General features: G+C 59.0%; 12 protein-coding genes. 3 read left to right on the plus strand and 9 right to left on the minus strand.

Translation table 11 applies throughout. The annotated features are described in order from the left end of the window. Nucleotides 1-3: 3 nt before the first annotated feature. Both TERRO_RS13965 and TERRO_RS13970 read right to left on the minus strand, forming a co-directional pair. Complete coding sequence (locus TERRO_RS13965) at nucleotides 4-1,239, minus strand: GGDEF domain-containing protein (RefSeq protein ID WP_157178352.1); 1,236 nt, start codon at nucleotides 1,237-1,239, stop codon at nucleotides 4-6. Between the two features lie 49 nt (nucleotides 1,240-1,288). Then, nucleotides 1,289-1,765, minus strand: a complete 477-nt coding sequence (locus TERRO_RS13970; protein WP_014786340.1) for a CYCXC family (seleno)protein — start codon at nucleotides 1,763-1,765, stop codon at nucleotides 1,289-1,291. Nucleotides 1,766-1,832: 67 nt separating this feature from the next. On the opposite strand from TERRO_RS13970, the gene TERRO_RS13975 reads away from it, so the two are divergent. From TERRO_RS13975 to TERRO_RS13990, 3 genes are read left to right on the plus strand one after another with little or no spacing between them, the layout of a single operon-like run. Then, a complete protein-coding gene (locus TERRO_RS13975) occupies nucleotides 1,833-2,384 on the plus strand; it encodes a hypothetical protein (RefSeq protein ID WP_014786341.1) in 552 nt (183 codons plus the stop codon). 57 nt (nucleotides 2,385-2,441) lie between these two features. After that, nucleotides 2,442-4,904 (plus strand): DegT/DnrJ/EryC1/StrS family aminotransferase, encoded by a 2,463-nt coding sequence (locus TERRO_RS22155; protein WP_014786342.1) that lies wholly within the window; start codon nucleotides 2,442-2,444, stop codon nucleotides 4,902-4,904. A 60-nt stretch (nucleotides 4,905-4,964) separates the two neighbouring features. Continuing rightward, nucleotides 4,965-5,912, plus strand: coding sequence for a glycosyltransferase family 2 protein (locus TERRO_RS13990; RefSeq protein ID WP_014786343.1), 948 nt, complete (start codon nucleotides 4,965-4,967; stop codon nucleotides 5,910-5,912). 1 nt (nucleotide 5,913) lies between these two features. Here the strand turns inward: TERRO_RS13990 and TERRO_RS13995 are convergent, their stop codons facing one another. From TERRO_RS13995 to TERRO_RS14030, 7 genes are all read right to left on the minus strand, one after another. Further along, nucleotides 5,914-6,465, minus strand: a complete 552-nt coding sequence (locus TERRO_RS13995; protein ID WP_014786344.1) for a hypothetical protein — start codon at nucleotides 6,463-6,465, stop codon at nucleotides 5,914-5,916. Beyond that, nucleotides 6,455-7,000 carry an HD-GYP domain-containing protein gene (locus TERRO_RS14000; RefSeq protein ID WP_169315307.1) on the minus strand — a complete coding sequence of 182 codons (546 nt, stop codon included), beginning with the start codon at nucleotides 6,998-7,000 and terminating at the stop codon, nucleotides 6,455-6,457. The genes TERRO_RS13995 and TERRO_RS14000 overlap by 11 nt, the downstream gene beginning before the upstream one ends. A 1,094-nt stretch (nucleotides 7,001-8,094) precedes the next feature. Further along, nucleotides 8,095-9,246, minus strand: coding sequence for a sugar phosphate isomerase/epimerase family protein (locus TERRO_RS14010; RefSeq protein ID WP_014786345.1), 1,152 nt, complete (start codon nucleotides 9,244-9,246; stop codon nucleotides 8,095-8,097). A gap of 42 nt (nucleotides 9,247-9,288) precedes the next feature. Beyond that, nucleotides 9,289-10,128, minus strand: coding sequence for a sugar phosphate isomerase/epimerase family protein (locus TERRO_RS14015; RefSeq protein WP_014786346.1), 840 nt, complete (start codon nucleotides 10,126-10,128; stop codon nucleotides 9,289-9,291). Beyond that, complete coding sequence (locus TERRO_RS22160; RefSeq protein ID WP_014786347.1) at nucleotides 10,119-11,096, minus strand: Gfo/Idh/MocA family protein; 978 nt, start codon at nucleotides 11,094-11,096, stop codon at nucleotides 10,119-10,121. The genes TERRO_RS14015 and TERRO_RS22160 overlap by 10 nt, the downstream gene beginning before the upstream one ends. Before the next feature lie 21 nt (nucleotides 11,097-11,117). Continuing rightward, nucleotides 11,118-12,659 carry a M81 family metallopeptidase gene (locus tag TERRO_RS14025; protein ID WP_014786348.1) on the minus strand — a complete coding sequence of 514 codons (1,542 nt, stop codon included), beginning with the start codon at nucleotides 12,657-12,659 and terminating at the stop codon, nucleotides 11,118-11,120. Between the two features lie 102 nt (nucleotides 12,660-12,761). Continuing rightward, on the minus strand, nucleotides 12,762-16,154 hold the full coding sequence (locus tag TERRO_RS14030; protein WP_014786349.1) for a TonB-dependent receptor: 3,393 nt from the start codon (nucleotides 16,152-16,154) through the stop codon (nucleotides 12,762-12,764). Nucleotides 16,155-16,388: the final 234 nt, after the last annotated feature.

Raw genomic sequence — 16,388 nt, forward strand, 5'->3', positions numbered from 1 at the left:
GTATCAGGCTGCGGTCAGGATGCAGTTACGTCCAGCTTCTTTCGCTGCGTAGAGCGCGCGATCAGCACGGTCGAACATGTCCTCGATGGTATCTTCTCCACCGCGATAGCTTGTGATGCCCAGGCTGACTGTGATGCGGCAAAGCTTCTCTTCGCCACGCACCTTCAACTTGATGGGTTCCTCGATGTTCCTGCGGATGCGTTCCGCGACGAGTTCCGCGGCGTCGACCGTGGCGCGCGGAAGAAGTGCGACGAACTCTTCCCCGCCCCAGCGGCCAAGGACGTCGATGCCTCGGACGGAGTCCTGCATGCGCTCAACGCAGACGCGGATGACTTCATCCCCGGCGTTATGCCCCATGGTGTCATTCACCCGTTTGAAGTGGTCGAGATCGACGATCAGCAACGAAAACGGAACGCCGGTACGGAGGCTTCGAAGATGCTCCCGTTGCATCCATTCGCGGAAGACGCGGCGGTTGGCGAGGCGTGTGAGCGGATCGGTGCCGGCCATGTTCTCCAGCTTCGATGTGAGCTGCAACGTCGTAAGCCAGAAGAAGCCGGAGATCACCCAGAGAGAACACAGCAGATAGCAGAAGAGCGAGATGTTGTCATACCAGTTGCCGGTGAGCGGGCTGCGCGGCACCCAGTAGTGCACCATGATGACGATCTTGACCGCCTGAAAGACGGCAGACAGAAACATGCCGACCAGGGTGAATCGCAGGACATGACGCAGGTGCAGCTTCTTGAGACTCCAGAGGAGCCACGCATTGCGGCTGATCTGCGCCAACATCATGGCGCTAAGGAAGGTCGCCCTCAGGCGGTAGTCGGCATGTTCGTAAGTGACAAAGGGCAGCGCCAGCATGCTGAGCGCGACGATGGCCAGGTTGAACTTTGGTATGCGGGCTTCGTTTTCGAGCAGTTCGATGAGCGATAGCTCGATGAGAACGTTTGAGAGCAGTTTGAGTTCGCCCGCAAGTACGACGGAGAGAATGAGCGGCAGCGGGCCATAGCAGGCACTGAGAAAGAGGCCACCACCGCTGAGCGCGGCAGCGCCGGAGAGCCATCCGAGGCCGCGCAGGGACGAACTACTGAGTCGAACGGCGAGCAGCCACAAGCTGCCGCTTAGCAGCAGGATCGCGGCGAAGATAAACAACACCCGCATCTCAATTTGGGGGCCGGAGCCAAAGATCAGTTGATAAATGTCAGACCTGCCTGGGAACGGACACCCTGGAACCATATTCATGCAGACCCGTGTCTTCTTCTCATGACACGAGAGGGTCAGCTCGATGTAACTAAGGTTGGAGTGGCTCGAGCATCTCGTCATTCACGGCAGCGAGATCCACTTCCTGCCAATCGCCACGTTCAATGCCGGAACGGATCTGTGCAATGGTCTTGCCTGCGCGATGCTGCTGGTAGGCGTATGCCGCCTCAGACATACAGGTGGTGCATACGGCGGCGTGGGAGCCCTCAAAGCACGAGTGAAGGCTTTTGTGCCCCATGGCGCGATCACAACGGCAGTAGCAGGGCATCTGATAGAGGACTTCGGGAATGGCGTCGGCCATCTTGTAGCTGGCGGTCTGGTAGGGACGCGAGAAGTAGACGCCATTACGCTCGGCGTCTGCAAAGAGTTTCGGCATAGGGCTGCGTGATGGATTGGCGTGGTAGGCGGGGATGTCGGGCTTTGCCCACTGCGCTGTTGCGGCAAGCGTCAACAGGGCGAGCGATGCAACGCCGAATCCTCGGTAGATATGGTCTTTACTGAATCGCATACTGGCCTCGCCCTTATCTTGCATTTTGACAGCCAATTGGCCAGTTAGCTGCATACTGAATGGTTGTATGAATGGGAACTCAAACTCCGCTAATCCTGAAACCCAGATGTATTCTGCCGAGCGTTTACAGGCGGATCCATTCGAGCGAGCTCAGGCCGGCCTGCGGACGATACTTGCGGCGCATTTCCACGCGAACCGGCGTCAGTGGGGCCTTACGACGCTCTGCCGTCAACGTATTGTGATCTCGCCAAAAGAGAGCACCATTTGCGATATCTGCATCCTTGGACCGGATGCCCCACTGGAGCGCGTTGTGCGTTCTCCGCCTATGATTTGCATTGACGTCATGTCGGAAGAGCCGCTGGCGCTGGTCCAGTCGCGTGCGGATCTGTATGAGAGTATGGGCGTCAAGCATATCTGGTTGCTGGATCCAGCTTATCGTGCGGCATGGCGGGCTACGTCTGCAGGTCTGTTTCAGGTTCGGGATGATCAAATGATGATCTCCGGCACTTCGATCGGGTTCCGACTCAGCGGGGTTTTTGATGAGCTGGAAGAGCTTTTGCGTCCACCGCAAAGGCTATCAGTATCATCAGCGATTGAACGGACACGCAACCGATCGTAAAAGTGTTTTCGGATATGATTTCTTAAATTTGCGCAAACAGGGAAAACTGTTTCCAATATGAGCAAGAGTTTTTCCTTTCAGCTTGGCATAGTCGGTGCTGGACCTGGAGGTCTTGCACCTCTCTTTGCCGCCGCACGGTACGGGAGACTCGCCGAACTGCTGTTGGGCGGAGTTCTGATCGTTGAAAAGGCGTCTGCCATTGGTGCAGGACGGCTGGATGGGTACACGATCCCATCGGACAGCCCCGCCGAAGCGTTTCTGGATGCGGTCGAAAAGTCTGCCGAGCCGGAGTTGCGCGAACTGCTGGAAGATCCGACGGCCAGGGCGCTGGCTGAGCTGCGCGGGCAGACGGTACCGCTCCGAATGGCGGCGGAGTTCCTGTCTGTCGCTTCGCAGCGGCTTTGCTCGTTGGTTGCGCGGTCTCCGGGGAGCGCTGTCCTGCTGGAGCACGAGGTCGTTTCCGTCCAGCAGAGCGGCGACCGCTTGTGGAAGGTCTGCGTGCGCGACTTGCAGACTGGCCGCGAGCAGGTGTTCCGGTGCCGTTCCGTCCATATGGCTACCGGAGCTCATCAGCCTGCCGATCGTCTGTATACCGAGCCGGTAGGCGATGCGCCTCTGTCGCCTCGCTTTTCGGACAAGCTGATGCAGTCGGGCGTGTTGTTTTCGCCGCGTGGCATGGAAGAGGTGCGGGAGCGGCTACGCGAAGCGGAGAGTCCGCAGATCGTGATCGTCGGCGGCTCGACGAGCGCGGGAGCGGCGGCCGTGCAGCTTCTGCGGCAGGATGCCGTTCCACTGCAGGCTGGGAGCGTCGCATTGCTGCATCGCAGTCCCCTGCGGCTGTTTTATGCGTCGGCTGAGGATGCAATCGCCGATGGCTACTCCGACTTTGAGCCAGAGGACGTCTGTCACATCAGCGGTCGCGTCTTTCGGTTGTCGGGCTTTCGATTTGAAGCGAAGGACCTGTTCCGCGGTGCACTTGGACTGCCGGGGCGCACGCCTGACCCACGGCTGAAGCTGATCGCATTGAAGAGCGAAAGAGCGACGGCGGAAGAGGCTCTTGAGCGAGCGGACCTGATCATTGCGGCGATGGGATACCGTCCGCGCATGTGTTCCGTGCTGGATGGCGATGGCATGCAGATCCCGCTGCACGAGCCTGTCTCAGGCGACTGGGCAACGGTGGATCAGCGTTGCCGGGTGCTGAACGTGGACAAGAAGCCATTGGCCGGGCTCACGGCGATGGGCCTTGCCGTGGGACCAGCGGCGAGCCATGCGCTTGGTGGCGAGGCCAACTATCGCGGCCAGGTGAACAGCCTCTGGCTATGGCAGAACACGCTTGGGCTGCGGGTGGTGGAAGAGGTTCTGAAGCGGACGACTGCGACGACTTTGCCGCTGATGCGTCCGTACGTCCCTACTCTCAGCCGGCACCTGACCGAGTTGCAGGCGATCGAGGAGTCAGGGACCTATTCCAACTTCGGTCCGGTGAACACACGCTTTGAGCAACAGATTGTGTCTTCTCTCTTCGATGGCGAAGGTCATTGCCTGACGGCTTGCAACGCTACGCTGGCACTGATGCTGGCGATAAAGAATGCGATCGGCGAGGCATCGCCCGCAAAGCGCTACGCACTGATGCCGTCGTTCACCTTCGCCGCGGCCGCGCAGGCTGCACTGTGGTGCGGTCTGACTCCGCTGTACTGCGATATCGAGCCGGGAACGTGGCTGCCCTCCCGCGAGAGTGAGATGTCGTTGCTTCAGGAATACGCGGGAGAGATTGCTGTCATTGTGCCGAATGCGACGTTTGGCAACAACCTGAGCCTGGAGCATTACGAAGCGATCTCAGAGAGCACGGGCATTCCGATCGTGGTCGATGCGGCTGCTTCCCTTGGCTCGCTCAACTGCCGTGGCGAGGCATTTGGCAAGGGGTCTTCCTTTCCCATCGTGTTCTCAATGCATGCGACCAAGAGCTTTGCGACGGGCGAAGGCGGACTGCTGTATTGCTCGCAGGCGAGCACCATTGAGCGGCTGCGCACGATGGCCTCGTTCGGTTTTGGAGAGCGCCGCACCGCCACCATGCCCGGCCTGAACGCAAAGATGTCCGAGGTTGCTGCGCTGACGGCTTCGCTGCAGTTGCAGGCATTCCCAGAGCTAATGCTGGAGCGTGAGGCGATCTCGCGGCGGTACGCGACGGAATTACAGGGCCGTGTGGAACGCCAGGTCACGTGTGGAAAGCGACAGGCGAGAACCTTCGAGAGCGTTTTGCTGCCGCAGCACCTGGCGCCCTTCCGGTCGCAGATCATGTCACTGCTGCAGGAGCAGGGCGTGATGACCGGATCGTACTTCTGCCCGCACCTTGCGCAGCAGGTCTACCTGCGGGAACGGTCCGTGTGCCCGCCGCTGCCAGTCAGTGACGATATCGCCTCTCGTGTCCTGTCCCTGCCGCTGCTGCATGGAATGACGGCGATGGATGTGGGCGCGGTGGTGGAGACCCTGTTTCAGGCTATCGATACCTTCGCTTGGACGTGAAGCGCGTGTGCCGCACGCATGACAGAGGATGTAGTCTGAGGCCCTGAGGCGAAGGAAGACATGACGTCGTTCGAGACCGGTGGAGTGCGCACAGCAACGCTAGCGATCGTGATCCCTGTCTATAACGGCAGGAAGCATCTTGAAGAGACGCTGCGGAGCTGCCTGGACCAGGTGTGCACGGCCGATGAAATCATTGTGGTCGAGGATGGATCGCCGATGCCGTCGCGCGACATCGTGGAGAAGATGCCGGGCGTGCGGTATGTTCTGCAGGCAAACGGAGGCGTTTCAAGCGCGAGAAACCATGGGGCATCTTTGGCAACGGCCGACTGGATCTGCTTTCTGGATCAGGATGATGTCCTATCACCGGATCATCTGGAACAGTTCTCGCAGGCGATTCAGGCAGGTGTGAAGGCGGATCTGTTTTACGCGCCGCGGCTGGTGCTTTCCTGCACCGACGGTGTCTGGACAACGCGTCCCGCTTCCGCCCCGACGACACCGGCGGAGCTGTCGCGGGTGTTGCCGACTCGTTGCCCCTTTCCACCGAGCGGGATCTGTGTCCGCAAAGCAATCTTTGACGATGCGGGTGGATTCCGGTCACGATACGACCTTGCCGAGGATTGGGAGTTCTGGCTGCGGCTGACCGCTTTTGGAGCCAGGTTTCATCTGCTGCCGAATGCGACTGTCTGTTACCGCGTCCACCTGGAAAGCAACAGTCACAGGCCGATCCCGATCCTGACCGCAAACCTGCGTGTGATCCGGGAGCAGATTGTTCCGAATCTTTCCTTCTGGAAGAAGCTTTGGATGGGGAGGCGCCTGATCAGTGCGCAGGAGGCAGATGCAGCGATCCTGTTGCGGCAGATGCGCCAGAAAGGCGCGACACGACTGCTGGTGCAATCGATTGTGCGCTTCCCGACCGGCGGCTGGCGCCGCTACAAGATTGCGACTCATATGATTACGCGCAATGTCGAAGGGATGCTGCGACGCAGGAGTCGGAGGGCTCGCGCCTGACTTACTTTGCTGCAGCCGCCTTCAGATGGATGTGAAGGGCCTGCAGCTTGTTCGTCAGAGCTTCCGTGTCGATGAACGATTCATCGGGCGTGCCGATGTTGGTGATGTTTCCTGAGCCGAAGTGAATGCTGTAGTCGGACGGATGGTATTCACCGTTTCGCTGTATTGAGAATGCGGGCGCGACGCCATGAAGCGTGACACTCTTCTCCCCAGCGCTGATCGACGCCTGCACTACGCCGAGTGTGGCGATCAGGTGAAGATCTTCTTCCGGTTGCTTGCTCTTTACCTTACGCGCCAGCGTGATGTCTAGCTGCGCCGCGCCTAGATTGATCGCGATGGTTGGGTGCAGTGGCACGGCGATCCGGAAGCGTTCGCCCGGTTCGAGTGTGAGGACACCTGACGCGTCCAGATCCTTCTCCGCCGGTGCTGCTGCGTCGGCCTTGTTCGTGTTTTCAGCCGGCCTGGCCGGTGATACCTGCGCGGCGAGCGAACTGCAGCCAATACAGAGGAGCAGAGCGAAGGCACTTGTGTAACTGTGTCGATCAATTCGCAATGAGAGCTCCCGACATTTCCAGCTTCAGAAATCGTTGTGCGCTAAATGCAAGTTCTGCCACGCCCTCCGCGAAGACTCCGAAGAGCGGCCCGTCGAGCTCTGATGTCATGACACTCATGATTTCAAGCGGTCTTCGGGGACTGGGTCTGTAGCTTCGTTCTTCAATCAGCGCGGAGAATACGTCACACAGTGTCACCATTCGGACAAGCCTGCCAATCTTCTCTGCGTGAAATCTGTGAGGATATCCTGACCCGTCCAGCCTCTCATGGTGGAGGTGAACGAGTTCCAGTATTGCAGGGTCCCAGCCATCTTCCTTGAGTAGCCGATACCCAAACTCTGGATGTCGTTCCAGTTCGATGCGCTCGGCAGAGGTGAGGGGGCCATTTTTTTGAAGGATAAGTCTATCGATCAAGACCTTGCCGACATCGTGGAGAAGCGCGCCGGTAACGAGGAGTAGCTCGTCCCCTGTCGACAGAGAGACCGAACGGGCAAAGACGGACGCGATTGCGCCTGCAAGCAGGCTGTGCTGGAACAATTGCAGATCATGCGACTGCATTTTGTTGAGCCAGTACTCGATGCGCGGAGTCTGCCTCGTTTTCTGGAAGAGACACAGCCCCAGTTCTAGCTCGCAAGACATATAGAGAAATGGTTGCACGTTCCTGGAAGAAAAAGAGCAATTTTGTTTCTGTTGTGTCGAAAATTATCGTCACTATGTCGGGAATAATGCATTGTGGAAACTTTGCGTGAAGTTTCGCACAGGTGCTGGTCACCCGCAGGATGAAAATGCCTGCGGATTGCTGATGGGATTTACCGGCGTTCCGCCGCTTAGTAAGAGACAGTCTGCGTATCCGGAGCGCGCTACCGCGGGGCGCAGAAGCACGCACACCGGGCCCGACATCCTGAGATGTGGCCAGTCGTTAGGAAAATACGTGGTGACTTTTCCGGGCGCAGTCGATGAGCCGATACAGCAATGCCCCCTTGCGGGGAATGCGCGACAGTGACCGATCTGGCATTTCTGGCTTTGTTTGAGATGGATGGACTACCGGATTGCGGCGAGGGGCTTTGGCTCCTGAAGCAGTGGGTCCAGAGCGACGGGATTCGGCTTCCGTTGCTGTGAGTCATCCTGGCGGCTGAAGCCGCGTGGGCTGGAAGGCTGTGATTTTATCTCGGCGGCTGAAGCCGTGGCTTTGGAACTTGGCTTTCTATCTCGGCGGCTGAAGCCGCTTGATCGGCGAAGATTGAGAGCCATCCCGGTCTGCTATCTCGGCGGCTGAAGCCGCTTGATCGGCGAAGATTGGGAGCTATCCCGGTCTGCTATCTCGGCGGCGAGGCCTGGTCCTTTCCGGGCACCCTACAGATTCTGCTGCCGCGGCCTGAATGGCTGAACGTGGGAACGTTGCGCCGCAAAGGTAATCCTGTATTCCTAAAGTTCCTGGAGCACACAGTGTCGAGTGCTGACTGCAACCGCGTGTCGATGCAGTTCCCTGAGCCACCGCCAACGAAGCGGGTGCCGTTGGTGTTTGGGCCCAGAGTCTGATCCGTTCGACCGGGGCGCACGCAGCAAAAGTAATGGGCAGGCCAGCGAAGAATTCGCATGAGCCTGCCCATGACCTGTTTGAGACTAAGTGCTTAGAGCGCTGCCATGACCTCGCGGTAGAGGTACTGTGCGCCTTCGATGCCGTCCCACGGACCGTCTTCATACTCGAGCGCGAAGACACCTTCGTAGCCGCTGTTGAGCATGATGCGGACGTTGCGCTGGACGTCCGGGTTCTCCCAGCGATCCCAGAACTTTGCGTGGCAGGTGGTGTGTGCGTAGGGAGCCAGGTCTGCGAGTGCGTGGTACAGCAGGTACTTATGCTCCCAGTTGCAGAAGTCTGGCGAGGCTTCGCAGTACGGGTTGTTGACTTCGTCGACGATGATCTTAATGTTGATCGGGTTTGCCGTCAGGCCCCAGTGGTTTTCGAGGGTGACCTTCACGCCGAGTTTCGCTCCGTATTCCGCCATCTCCTGGAAGGACTCGATGCACTTGGTGAGGTATTCCTCGATCTTGGGGTTCTTGGGATAGCTGGTCTCGTTGGGTTCCGGCCACGGCGCAATGCGCGGGCCGCCGCTGTTTACACGCATGCTCTTTGCACCGATGATGGCAGCGCCGTCGAGCCACTTCTTGGCGACTTCAACGCCGGCACGACGCTTTGTCTCATCCAGTTCGCAGATGTCGCGCGGTGCGTTGTTGGAGATGTGATGACAGAAGACACCTTCCGCCTTCTGCTTTGCCGCCATGCGCTCGAGCCATTTGCGGGAGTTCGGCTTGGAGGGATCAAACTCTGTGATGTCGCGCGGCTTGCCGTCGTACCCGTAGATGGTCGACTTTACATACTGGCTTTCATCGTTGGCGTCACCGAAGAGGCTGGACCACATATCCATCTTGGTGACGCCTTCGAAGGTCTTCTTGGTGAAGGCAGGAAAGTCGAGCATGGTGATGCTGCCGTACTTTGCCTGCATCTTGTCGACGGTGGGCTTGTCGCCGACGTTGCCACGGTTCTTGAAGATCCAGCGAATGGGATAGCTGTTCGACGCGATGCGGGCGACCTTCTCGCGGTCGCTGAGTGCACGCTTTACACCGGCGTGCGTGATGGGCTCAGGCGTGCCGCCCTTCGGCAAGTTCTGCGCTGCTGCTTCTGCCGCGGTACCGGCGAGCAGAGTGGCTGCAACTGCGCCACCTGCTCCCCGAAGAAAGTTACGGCGGTCGAGGCCGTTCGTCATCTCAGTGCGTGAACTCATGTGTTTCTCCCTTGCCAGATCGTTCATTTGGGTACCACGCGTTTAGGCGAGTGCTTGTTTCCACTCGCGGAGCCGCTTCACTCCGAGCTCGATGTCCGCCTTCCGCTTTGCAGCATCTGGCTCCTCACGCTCGATGGTCAGCAGGCCCGTATAGTTCATTCTCTTGAGAAGTTTTAAGAAGCCCGGGAAGTCGACTTCGCCTTCGCCGAGGGCAACTTCGTTACCGAGTTCGCCCGCGGCCTTGGGTGAGCGGCCGTCCTTGCAATGCACGGAGAGTACGTGTTCCTGCAACATCTCGAGCGCCTGCAACGGATCGTCGAGGCCGTAGAGGATGATGTTTGCGGGATCGAAGTTTACCTTGATGTTCGGACGCTGCACGTCGCTTAGGAAGTGCAGCAGTGCGGCTGCGCTCTCCTGGCCTGTCTCGAGTACGAAGTCCTGTCCGTTGGCTGCGCACGCGTCGCACAGCTCTCGAGCGATGCCGATGAGTTCGTCGTAGATGGGTGACGATGCGTCTTCGGGGATAAATCCGATGTGGCAGGAGAGCGCCGTGAGGCCTAGTTCCTTTGCGAAGGCAGAGACCTGCTTCGTGCGAGCGATGCGTTCCTTTGCATAGCCCGGTGCGGTGAAGCCTACTGTCTTGTGCACCTGCGCGAGGTTGGCGTAGTCCTCGCCTTCGTATGAGGCGACCGCGCTGCTGCAGAAGACACCTGCGTCTGCGATTGCCTTCTTCCACGCGCTTGCCGATGCCTTGCAGTCCATGCCGGGCGGCACGCCGAGTTGGCATGCGTTCAGGCCGAAGCCCTTCAACTCATTCAGGTGTGTTGCCGGATCTTTCTCTGCCCAGAACACAAGTCCAAGCTCCATTGCTTCTACTGCCATGACAATTCCCTTCCGTTCTCATCCCTGGACTGCTCCAACAGGAGCGCCAGTTGCACTGCCTTTGCCGACTCAGCCGGCAGACACATTGTGGGTAGCTCTGCCTTGCGGCAGCACTGTACAAAGTAGGCGATTTCATCGAAGTAGGCATCCTGTTCGGGCTGCTCGACTTCGTGGGTTTCGCCGTTACGTGTCAGATGCAACTTGCCGTCTGCGAAGGTGAGCTTGCTGTCCTTCGCCTCGATGGTGAAGCTTGCAGAAAAGGCGACTTCGGGTTGCATCCATCCGCCCTCGACCACAACATGCAGGCCACCGGAGTAGTTCATGGAGGCACGCATGGTGTCGACTTCGCCGATGGAGATTGCGCTCACGGTCATGGGGTTGCCGAACCACTGCAGCGCTTGATCGAGATCGTGACTGAGGAGATCGAGGACGGCGCCGCCGCTGACCTCTCGCTTGCCGAGCCATTGGCTCCACTGCGGATAGCCTGTGCTGCGCTGTAGGGTGCAGGCGGTGACGTCTTCCCTGCCCACGGTGCGTACGAACTCGAACGCGTACTGATACGGGAACATCCAGCGCAGGACCTGGGCGATCATGAACGTCCGGCCAGACTTCTCAGCGAGGGCCAGAAGCTCTGCGCAATCGGCGGGGGTGAGGGCCATGGGCTTTTCGCATAGGACATGCTTGCCGTTGGCAAAGGCACGCTCGATCACCTGCTTGTGCAGGTGCGTTGGCAGGCAGATATCGATGGCGTCGATCGTTGGATCGTCGACGATCTCCTGCCATTCCGGTGTCCAATGCACTGAGTCAGGCAGGGGGCCTGCCTTGAGATCGAGATTGCCGCGCACTGGACCGTCTTCGGACGGACGAGTTCTTGATGCAACTGCAGCTAACGTGACACCCGGTATCTGCCCAATGGCAGCGGCATGTGCGCCGCCCATGAAGCCGTAACCGATCAAACCAATCTTCATTCGAAACCTATTTCTTTGTTGCTACGCGTGATGTGGCGCGCGAATCGAAGTGTAGACCTTTGGTGTAAAGGTCAGATCATCCACGAAGGGGAAAGTCGGTGGACGGTACTTGTTTTTCGGCAGATGGACGATGTCCTGGGGGATCGCGCCATCGGTCAGAGCCATGATGTTATTGCCGTTTGCGAGCTGCTTGATCTGTGGCTCCAGGTAGCCGGACTTTACGACGACGATCTTCGCGGCCTTGGGGTCGATGCCGAGTTTCGTGAAGTCGACGATCTCATGATACGGACGGCGGTAGGCGCTGAGGATTAGCGTGATGCCGTCGATCTGCACGGCGGCCTCGCGCTTTGCGGGATCCACGTTCTGGAGTAATGCTTTCACCTTTGCCGTGACCTTGACCGGCTTGCTGGCATAGGGGTCCAGGGTGGCGCCGATGGTAAGCGGGATGGTCGCGCCGACGCCGGCCTTGTAACAGGCCTCGGTAGCGGGGCGGTCGGCGATGCCGCCGAAGACGACATCCTTGGCGTTTGCCTTGATGAGAGCTTCCAACACGGTTGCCTGGTCACCGTTGCCACCGCCGGTGGGGTTGTCGCCGGAGTCCGCGAGGACCAGCGGATGCTTCGGGGACTTCATTGCTTTCACAATGCATGCGTCCAGGTCACAGACTTCGTCGCCAAAGGCGAACTGTCGGCGCGCGTCCCAGTACTGTTGCGCTAGGTTCTTCGCAACCTTCGCTTCGTTTGTGGGGTTTGTGCCGGTGACGACGACGGATGCGCCGCCTCGGGGTTCATCCGCCCAGACATAACCGACGAGCATGGAGACGTCCATGACGCCGGGAGTCTTGTTCAACGCGGGCAGTTGTGCCCACAGATGCTTTGCCGGCTCCCAGCCAGTGCTGCTGCGCTCGCCCGGCATCATCACCGGGATGGTGGCCCACAGGAGCGTCGGGCGAATCTTCTGCTGGATGCAGTTGACGAGCATGTCCGTGGCGCGCAGCATCGTCTCGTCGCGATCGATGTGGGGCGCAGTGCGGTAGGCCGAGAGGCAGTCCAGCGCGTCGATGATGCGTTTGCTGATGTTGCCGTGGAGGTCGTAGCTGGCGGACATGATGCAGTCGGGTCCGACGAGTTTGCGCGCGGCTTCGTACCAGTCGGCCTCGGCATCCTGCATGCCGTCGACAAACATCGCACCGTGCATGGGCAGGTAGAGACCGTCGAGAGGCAGAAGCGCCTTCAGGCGATCGAGAAACTCTGCCTTGATCTTGTCGTACGCATCGCGCGCGATGGGGCCGCCGGGAACGGCAGTGGCCACCAGCGTCGGCATGAAAGGTACATCGGGGTAATGCTTCTTCAGAGGCAGGAAGCGAGGGCTGTTATCTGCTTCTTTGCCGCGCAGGATGGTGAACTCGTCGTAGCGTGTCCGGATGTGACCGTAGGTGCTGCTCTCAATGCTGATACCGCCGTAGGCGATGCGTGGCACCTTTGCTGCTGCGAGCGAAGACCGCGTGGCAACGGTGGCAAGAACAGCCATGGAACCGGCCTTGAGGAACGAGCGACGCTGCATAACGATCTCCTGCGGTGCGGTAGTGCTGAGCGATGCGGTGGATGCTTCCAAAAGAAAAGTTGGGCGGCTCACGAATGAGCCGCCCAACGGTTGAGGTGAAGGTTAGAACTTCAACCTTGCCGCGAACTGAATGAGACGCGGGTTGTAGGCGTTGGCTGTGCTGGTGATGGTGCCGAAGGTGCTTACCGGAGTGAAGCCAGCGACCGGATAGCCGTTGCAGTTCACGTTGGTGGCGCCGCCACAAGCTTGCAGCTGAAGCGTGGAGTTGGGGTTGACGAACTGAGCTGTGTTCATCACGTTGAATGCTTCCGTGCGGAACTCAAGCTTTACGCGCTCGTAGATGTCAAAGTTCTTGAACAGCGACAGATCCACGCGCTGAAGGCCAGGTCCGTACAGCTGGTTGCGGTGCTGGTTGCTAACCGTACCGGTGGGCTGGAAGGCGAAGTCATTGGTATCGAACCAGCGACCAATCGTTGCATGACCGACCTTACCGTCGCCGATCATGTTTGCACGATCACCACTGCCCACTGTCGGACGGGTGCCGCTGCGATTCACGTTGTTGGTGACGGAGAAGGGCATGCCGGTGTTCCACACCACAAGCCCGTTCGCCTGCCATCCCTTGATCAGGAAGCTCTTGATGCCATGCGAAGCTTCACCGAATGGCAGCAGGTAATTGAACGTTGTCGTTACACGGTGACGAACGTCGAGATTACCGTTGCCGTACTCCAGAGTTGGGATCAGGTCCACGTTGGAACCATAGCCGTTGCCACCGTTGTTGCTGATGGACTCCGAGTTATCCAGCAGGTGGGCCAGGTTATAGGAGACCTGCAGATCCAGTCCCTTGCTGAAGCGGCGCTTCAAAACGGCCTGGAATGCGTGGTAGCTGCTTGCGCCCGTGCTGCGATAGAGCGGGATGGAGGTGACGTTCGGCGCAGTGGCGACGAACTTGCGGCGCGTGTTGAAGTCCGTGGTCGTTGCCGGTGTGTTGGTGGTGGTATCCCCTGGCGTTACGAATGAACGTGCGCCATTGGCAACCGAGATCGTGTTGAAGTCGGAGAGATAGTAGCCGTTGTGCCGACCGAGTTCACCGACATAGGAGAGCGTGCCAACGAAGCCAGCGAACTCACGCTCTGCTGTCAGGTTGAACTGCTCAATGTAGGTAGAACGGAAGTTCGGATCGAGCGCCGCCGTGATGCTACCGCTAGGGTTGGTGGCACTGTTCGGTGCGGGAGTGGGGAGGCCGCCCGCGAACTTCGCATATTGGCCTGGGTTAGCCAGGCCGATTGTCGTAGCCTGAGCGACAGCTTGCGCTGGCGTGTACGCGCCCCATGTTGCCGTGAAGGGCTGATTCACCAGTGCTGACCCGGAGGTCGTGTTTTCCGGAGCAAAGGTCAGGCCAAAACCACCGCGAATAACGGTCTTCGCAAGCGGTGTGTAGGCAAAGCCGAAGCGCGGTGCGATGTTGCTGTAATCCGTCCGAACATTGCCGTGCTTATCGACACCGGTCGTACCCGCAACAACGATCCGTCCGACGTTGATGTCGAAGTTAGACAGGATGTTGTTCGTTTCGGTGTAGGGCGTGAACAAGTCGTAACGAACGCCCAGGTTGATTGTGAGGTTCGACGTCAAGTGGTAATCATCCTGGATGAAGCCATGGGGTTCCCAGGTGCGGTTGCGTGGCGTGTACAGAATCGAGTTACGGCCACCGCTCAGATAATCGCCCGACAGCAGCGTGGCAAAGGTTGCGAAGCTCCAGTTACCGTTGGCGGTATCGGTTTGTGTGGTCGCGTCCTGACGACGGATAACACCTGCACCGATCTTGATCGTCTGTTTGCCGTGGATGTAGTTAAGAATGCCCTCATACTGCCAGGTGTTCTCGTGATAGATGATCGGAGGTCGGTTGCCCAGCGTGGAGGCAGTTCCTTCGTTCACGGTGATCGCGGAGAGTTCCGTGCTGCGCGTGTCGGTGTTAATGTTCGGGTGTCCGAACTTGGAGTTAATCGCGTTGCCGTAGTTCAGTGGCAGCTGGGAGTTATCCAGCACCGTGAAGCCAGCCTTCAATTCCACCAGAACATTGGGCGTGAAGGTGTGGATGTAGTTCAGGTGGGCCTGGTGTGCGCGCGTGACTGCCGGACCGGGGTAGTTGGCAAGGTTGCCACCCGGCTCGACGATGCCAGCCGCAGCCGTGTTCACAGCCGGGAAGAGCGTACCGATCTTGGTGTCGACTGCGTTGTAGGTGTAACGCATGAAGAACAGATCGCCGTTGCCGAAGTGGTGATCGAGACGACCATCGCCCGTCTTGTTGTACTGCGAGTCGGCACGAGCACCCACGTAGTTACCGGAGGTGAGATTGTTCGTTGGCAGCGGGTACAGATTGAAGTACTGAAGGCCAATCCTGTCGAACGATCCAGCAGGGCTGGCAGCGACTGTCGCGCGCTGTGCCAGTGTCGGAACCGTGGTGGTCGTGGGGTTCTGGTTCTTGATGATGTTCAGGCCTTCGTAGTCAGCGAAGAAGAAGGTCTTGTTCCGGAAGATGGGGCCGCCGAGGCTGCCGCCGAACTGATTCTGGCGATACTTCGGCTTCGGGATGTTTGCGCCGAACTTGAACGGATTTGCATTCAGCTTGTCGTTACGGAAGAACTCATACGCCGAACCGTGGAACTGGTTGGAACCGGACTTCGTGATGACGTTGATGATGGCGCCGGCTGCGCGGCCTACTTCCGCCGTGAAGACGTTGGTCTGAACGCTGACTTCCTGGATGGCATCGACCGAAGGACGGACACCGATGGAGCCGATGACGCGCTCGTTGTTGTCGATACCGTCGATCGTCTGGTTGTTGATCATGTCAGCCTGACCGTTCACCGACACGGACGAGGTCTGACGGCGATCGTCAGGACGGTTACCGGAAGCAAGGCCATTGTTCAGACCCTCTGTTGCGCCGGGCGTCACCTGGACGAGGTTCATGAAGTTACGGCCGTTCAGCGGCAGTTCCTGCGTTGCCTTCTCGGTGACGGTCGTGATCATTGCGGCGGAGTCGGTACGCAGCGCCGGCGTGGTCGCCTCGACGTTGACCGTCTCACCTTCCGAGCCGGCAGAGAGATGCGCATCTTCACGAGCGCGATCACCTGCGGAGAGGTTGAACGATGAGATCTGGAAGCCCTTGAAGCCTGGAGCCGTGGCCGATAGCGAGTAGGTGCTGGGCTTCAGAAGGGTGAAGGTGAATTCACCGCCCGAACCGGACTTGAGTGTGCGCTGCTCGTGCGTGTTGACGTCTGTCAGCACCACGACGGCATTCGGAATGACCGCACCCGTGGGATCCGTTACGGTACCCACGACGTCAGCAGTGGTGTTCTGCGCCAGCATGGACGTGGTTGCCATGGCTGTGAATGCGCTCGCAAATGCGAGATTGCGCAGTGAACTCTTCAGGACCGGCGACAGGCCGGTACCGGTGTGGAACTTGCCTTGCGGCTTACAGCGCTTCGAATGATCTTCCATTGTCCGCCTCCAAAATGTGTGTGCAGCGTGATGTTTGTTCCGTACGCGTGTGCTTGTGCAGCGTTGCCCCGCTTGCCGTGGACGGCAGCGGGTTCTGGAAAGGAACCGGTGGAAAGCAGATGCAGCTCTCCTCAATACAGGGTGCGAACAACGGGGCGCAACCATGAGCATCGTGTTTCGATGTCTCTTGCCCCCTTTATTTCACCGCGTGAAAGAAATAGAGCTAGGATTGGT

The organism is Terriglobus roseus DSM 18391 (assembly GCF_000265425.1).
GTDB classification, from domain to species: domain Bacteria; phylum Acidobacteriota; class Terriglobia; order Terriglobales; family Acidobacteriaceae; genus Terriglobus; species Terriglobus roseus.

Coding starts and splice junctions, on each gene's coding strand:
- TERRO_RS13965 (WP_157178352.1), bottom strand. CDS start 1,239: ATGAATATGGTTCCAGGGTGTCCGTTCCCAGGCAGGTCTGACATTTAT.
- TERRO_RS13970 (WP_014786340.1), bottom strand. CDS start 1,765: ATGCGATTCAGTAAAGACCATATCTACCGAGGATTCGGCGTTGCATCG.
- TERRO_RS13975 (WP_014786341.1), top strand. CDS start 1,833: ATGAATGGGAACTCAAACTCCGCTAATCCTGAAACCCAGATGTATTCT.
- TERRO_RS22155 (WP_014786342.1), top strand. CDS start 2,442: ATGAGCAAGAGTTTTTCCTTTCAGCTTGGCATAGTCGGTGCTGGACCT.
- TERRO_RS13990 (WP_014786343.1), top strand. CDS start 4,965: ATGACGTCGTTCGAGACCGGTGGAGTGCGCACAGCAACGCTAGCGATC.
- TERRO_RS14010 (WP_014786345.1), bottom strand. CDS start 9,246: ATGAGTTCACGCACTGAGATGACGAACGGCCTCGACCGCCGTAACTTT.
- TERRO_RS14015 (WP_014786346.1), bottom strand. CDS start 10,128: ATGGCAGTAGAAGCAATGGAGCTTGGACTTGTGTTCTGGGCAGAGAAA.
- TERRO_RS22160 (WP_014786347.1), bottom strand. CDS start 11,096: ATGAAGATTGGTTTGATCGGTTACGGCTTCATGGGCGGCGCACATGCC.
- TERRO_RS14025 (WP_014786348.1), bottom strand. CDS start 12,659: ATGCAGCGTCGCTCGTTCCTCAAGGCCGGTTCCATGGCTGTTCTTGCC.
- TERRO_RS14030 (WP_014786349.1), bottom strand. CDS start 16,154: ATGGAAGATCATTCGAAGCGCTGTAAGCCGCAAGGCAAGTTCCACACC.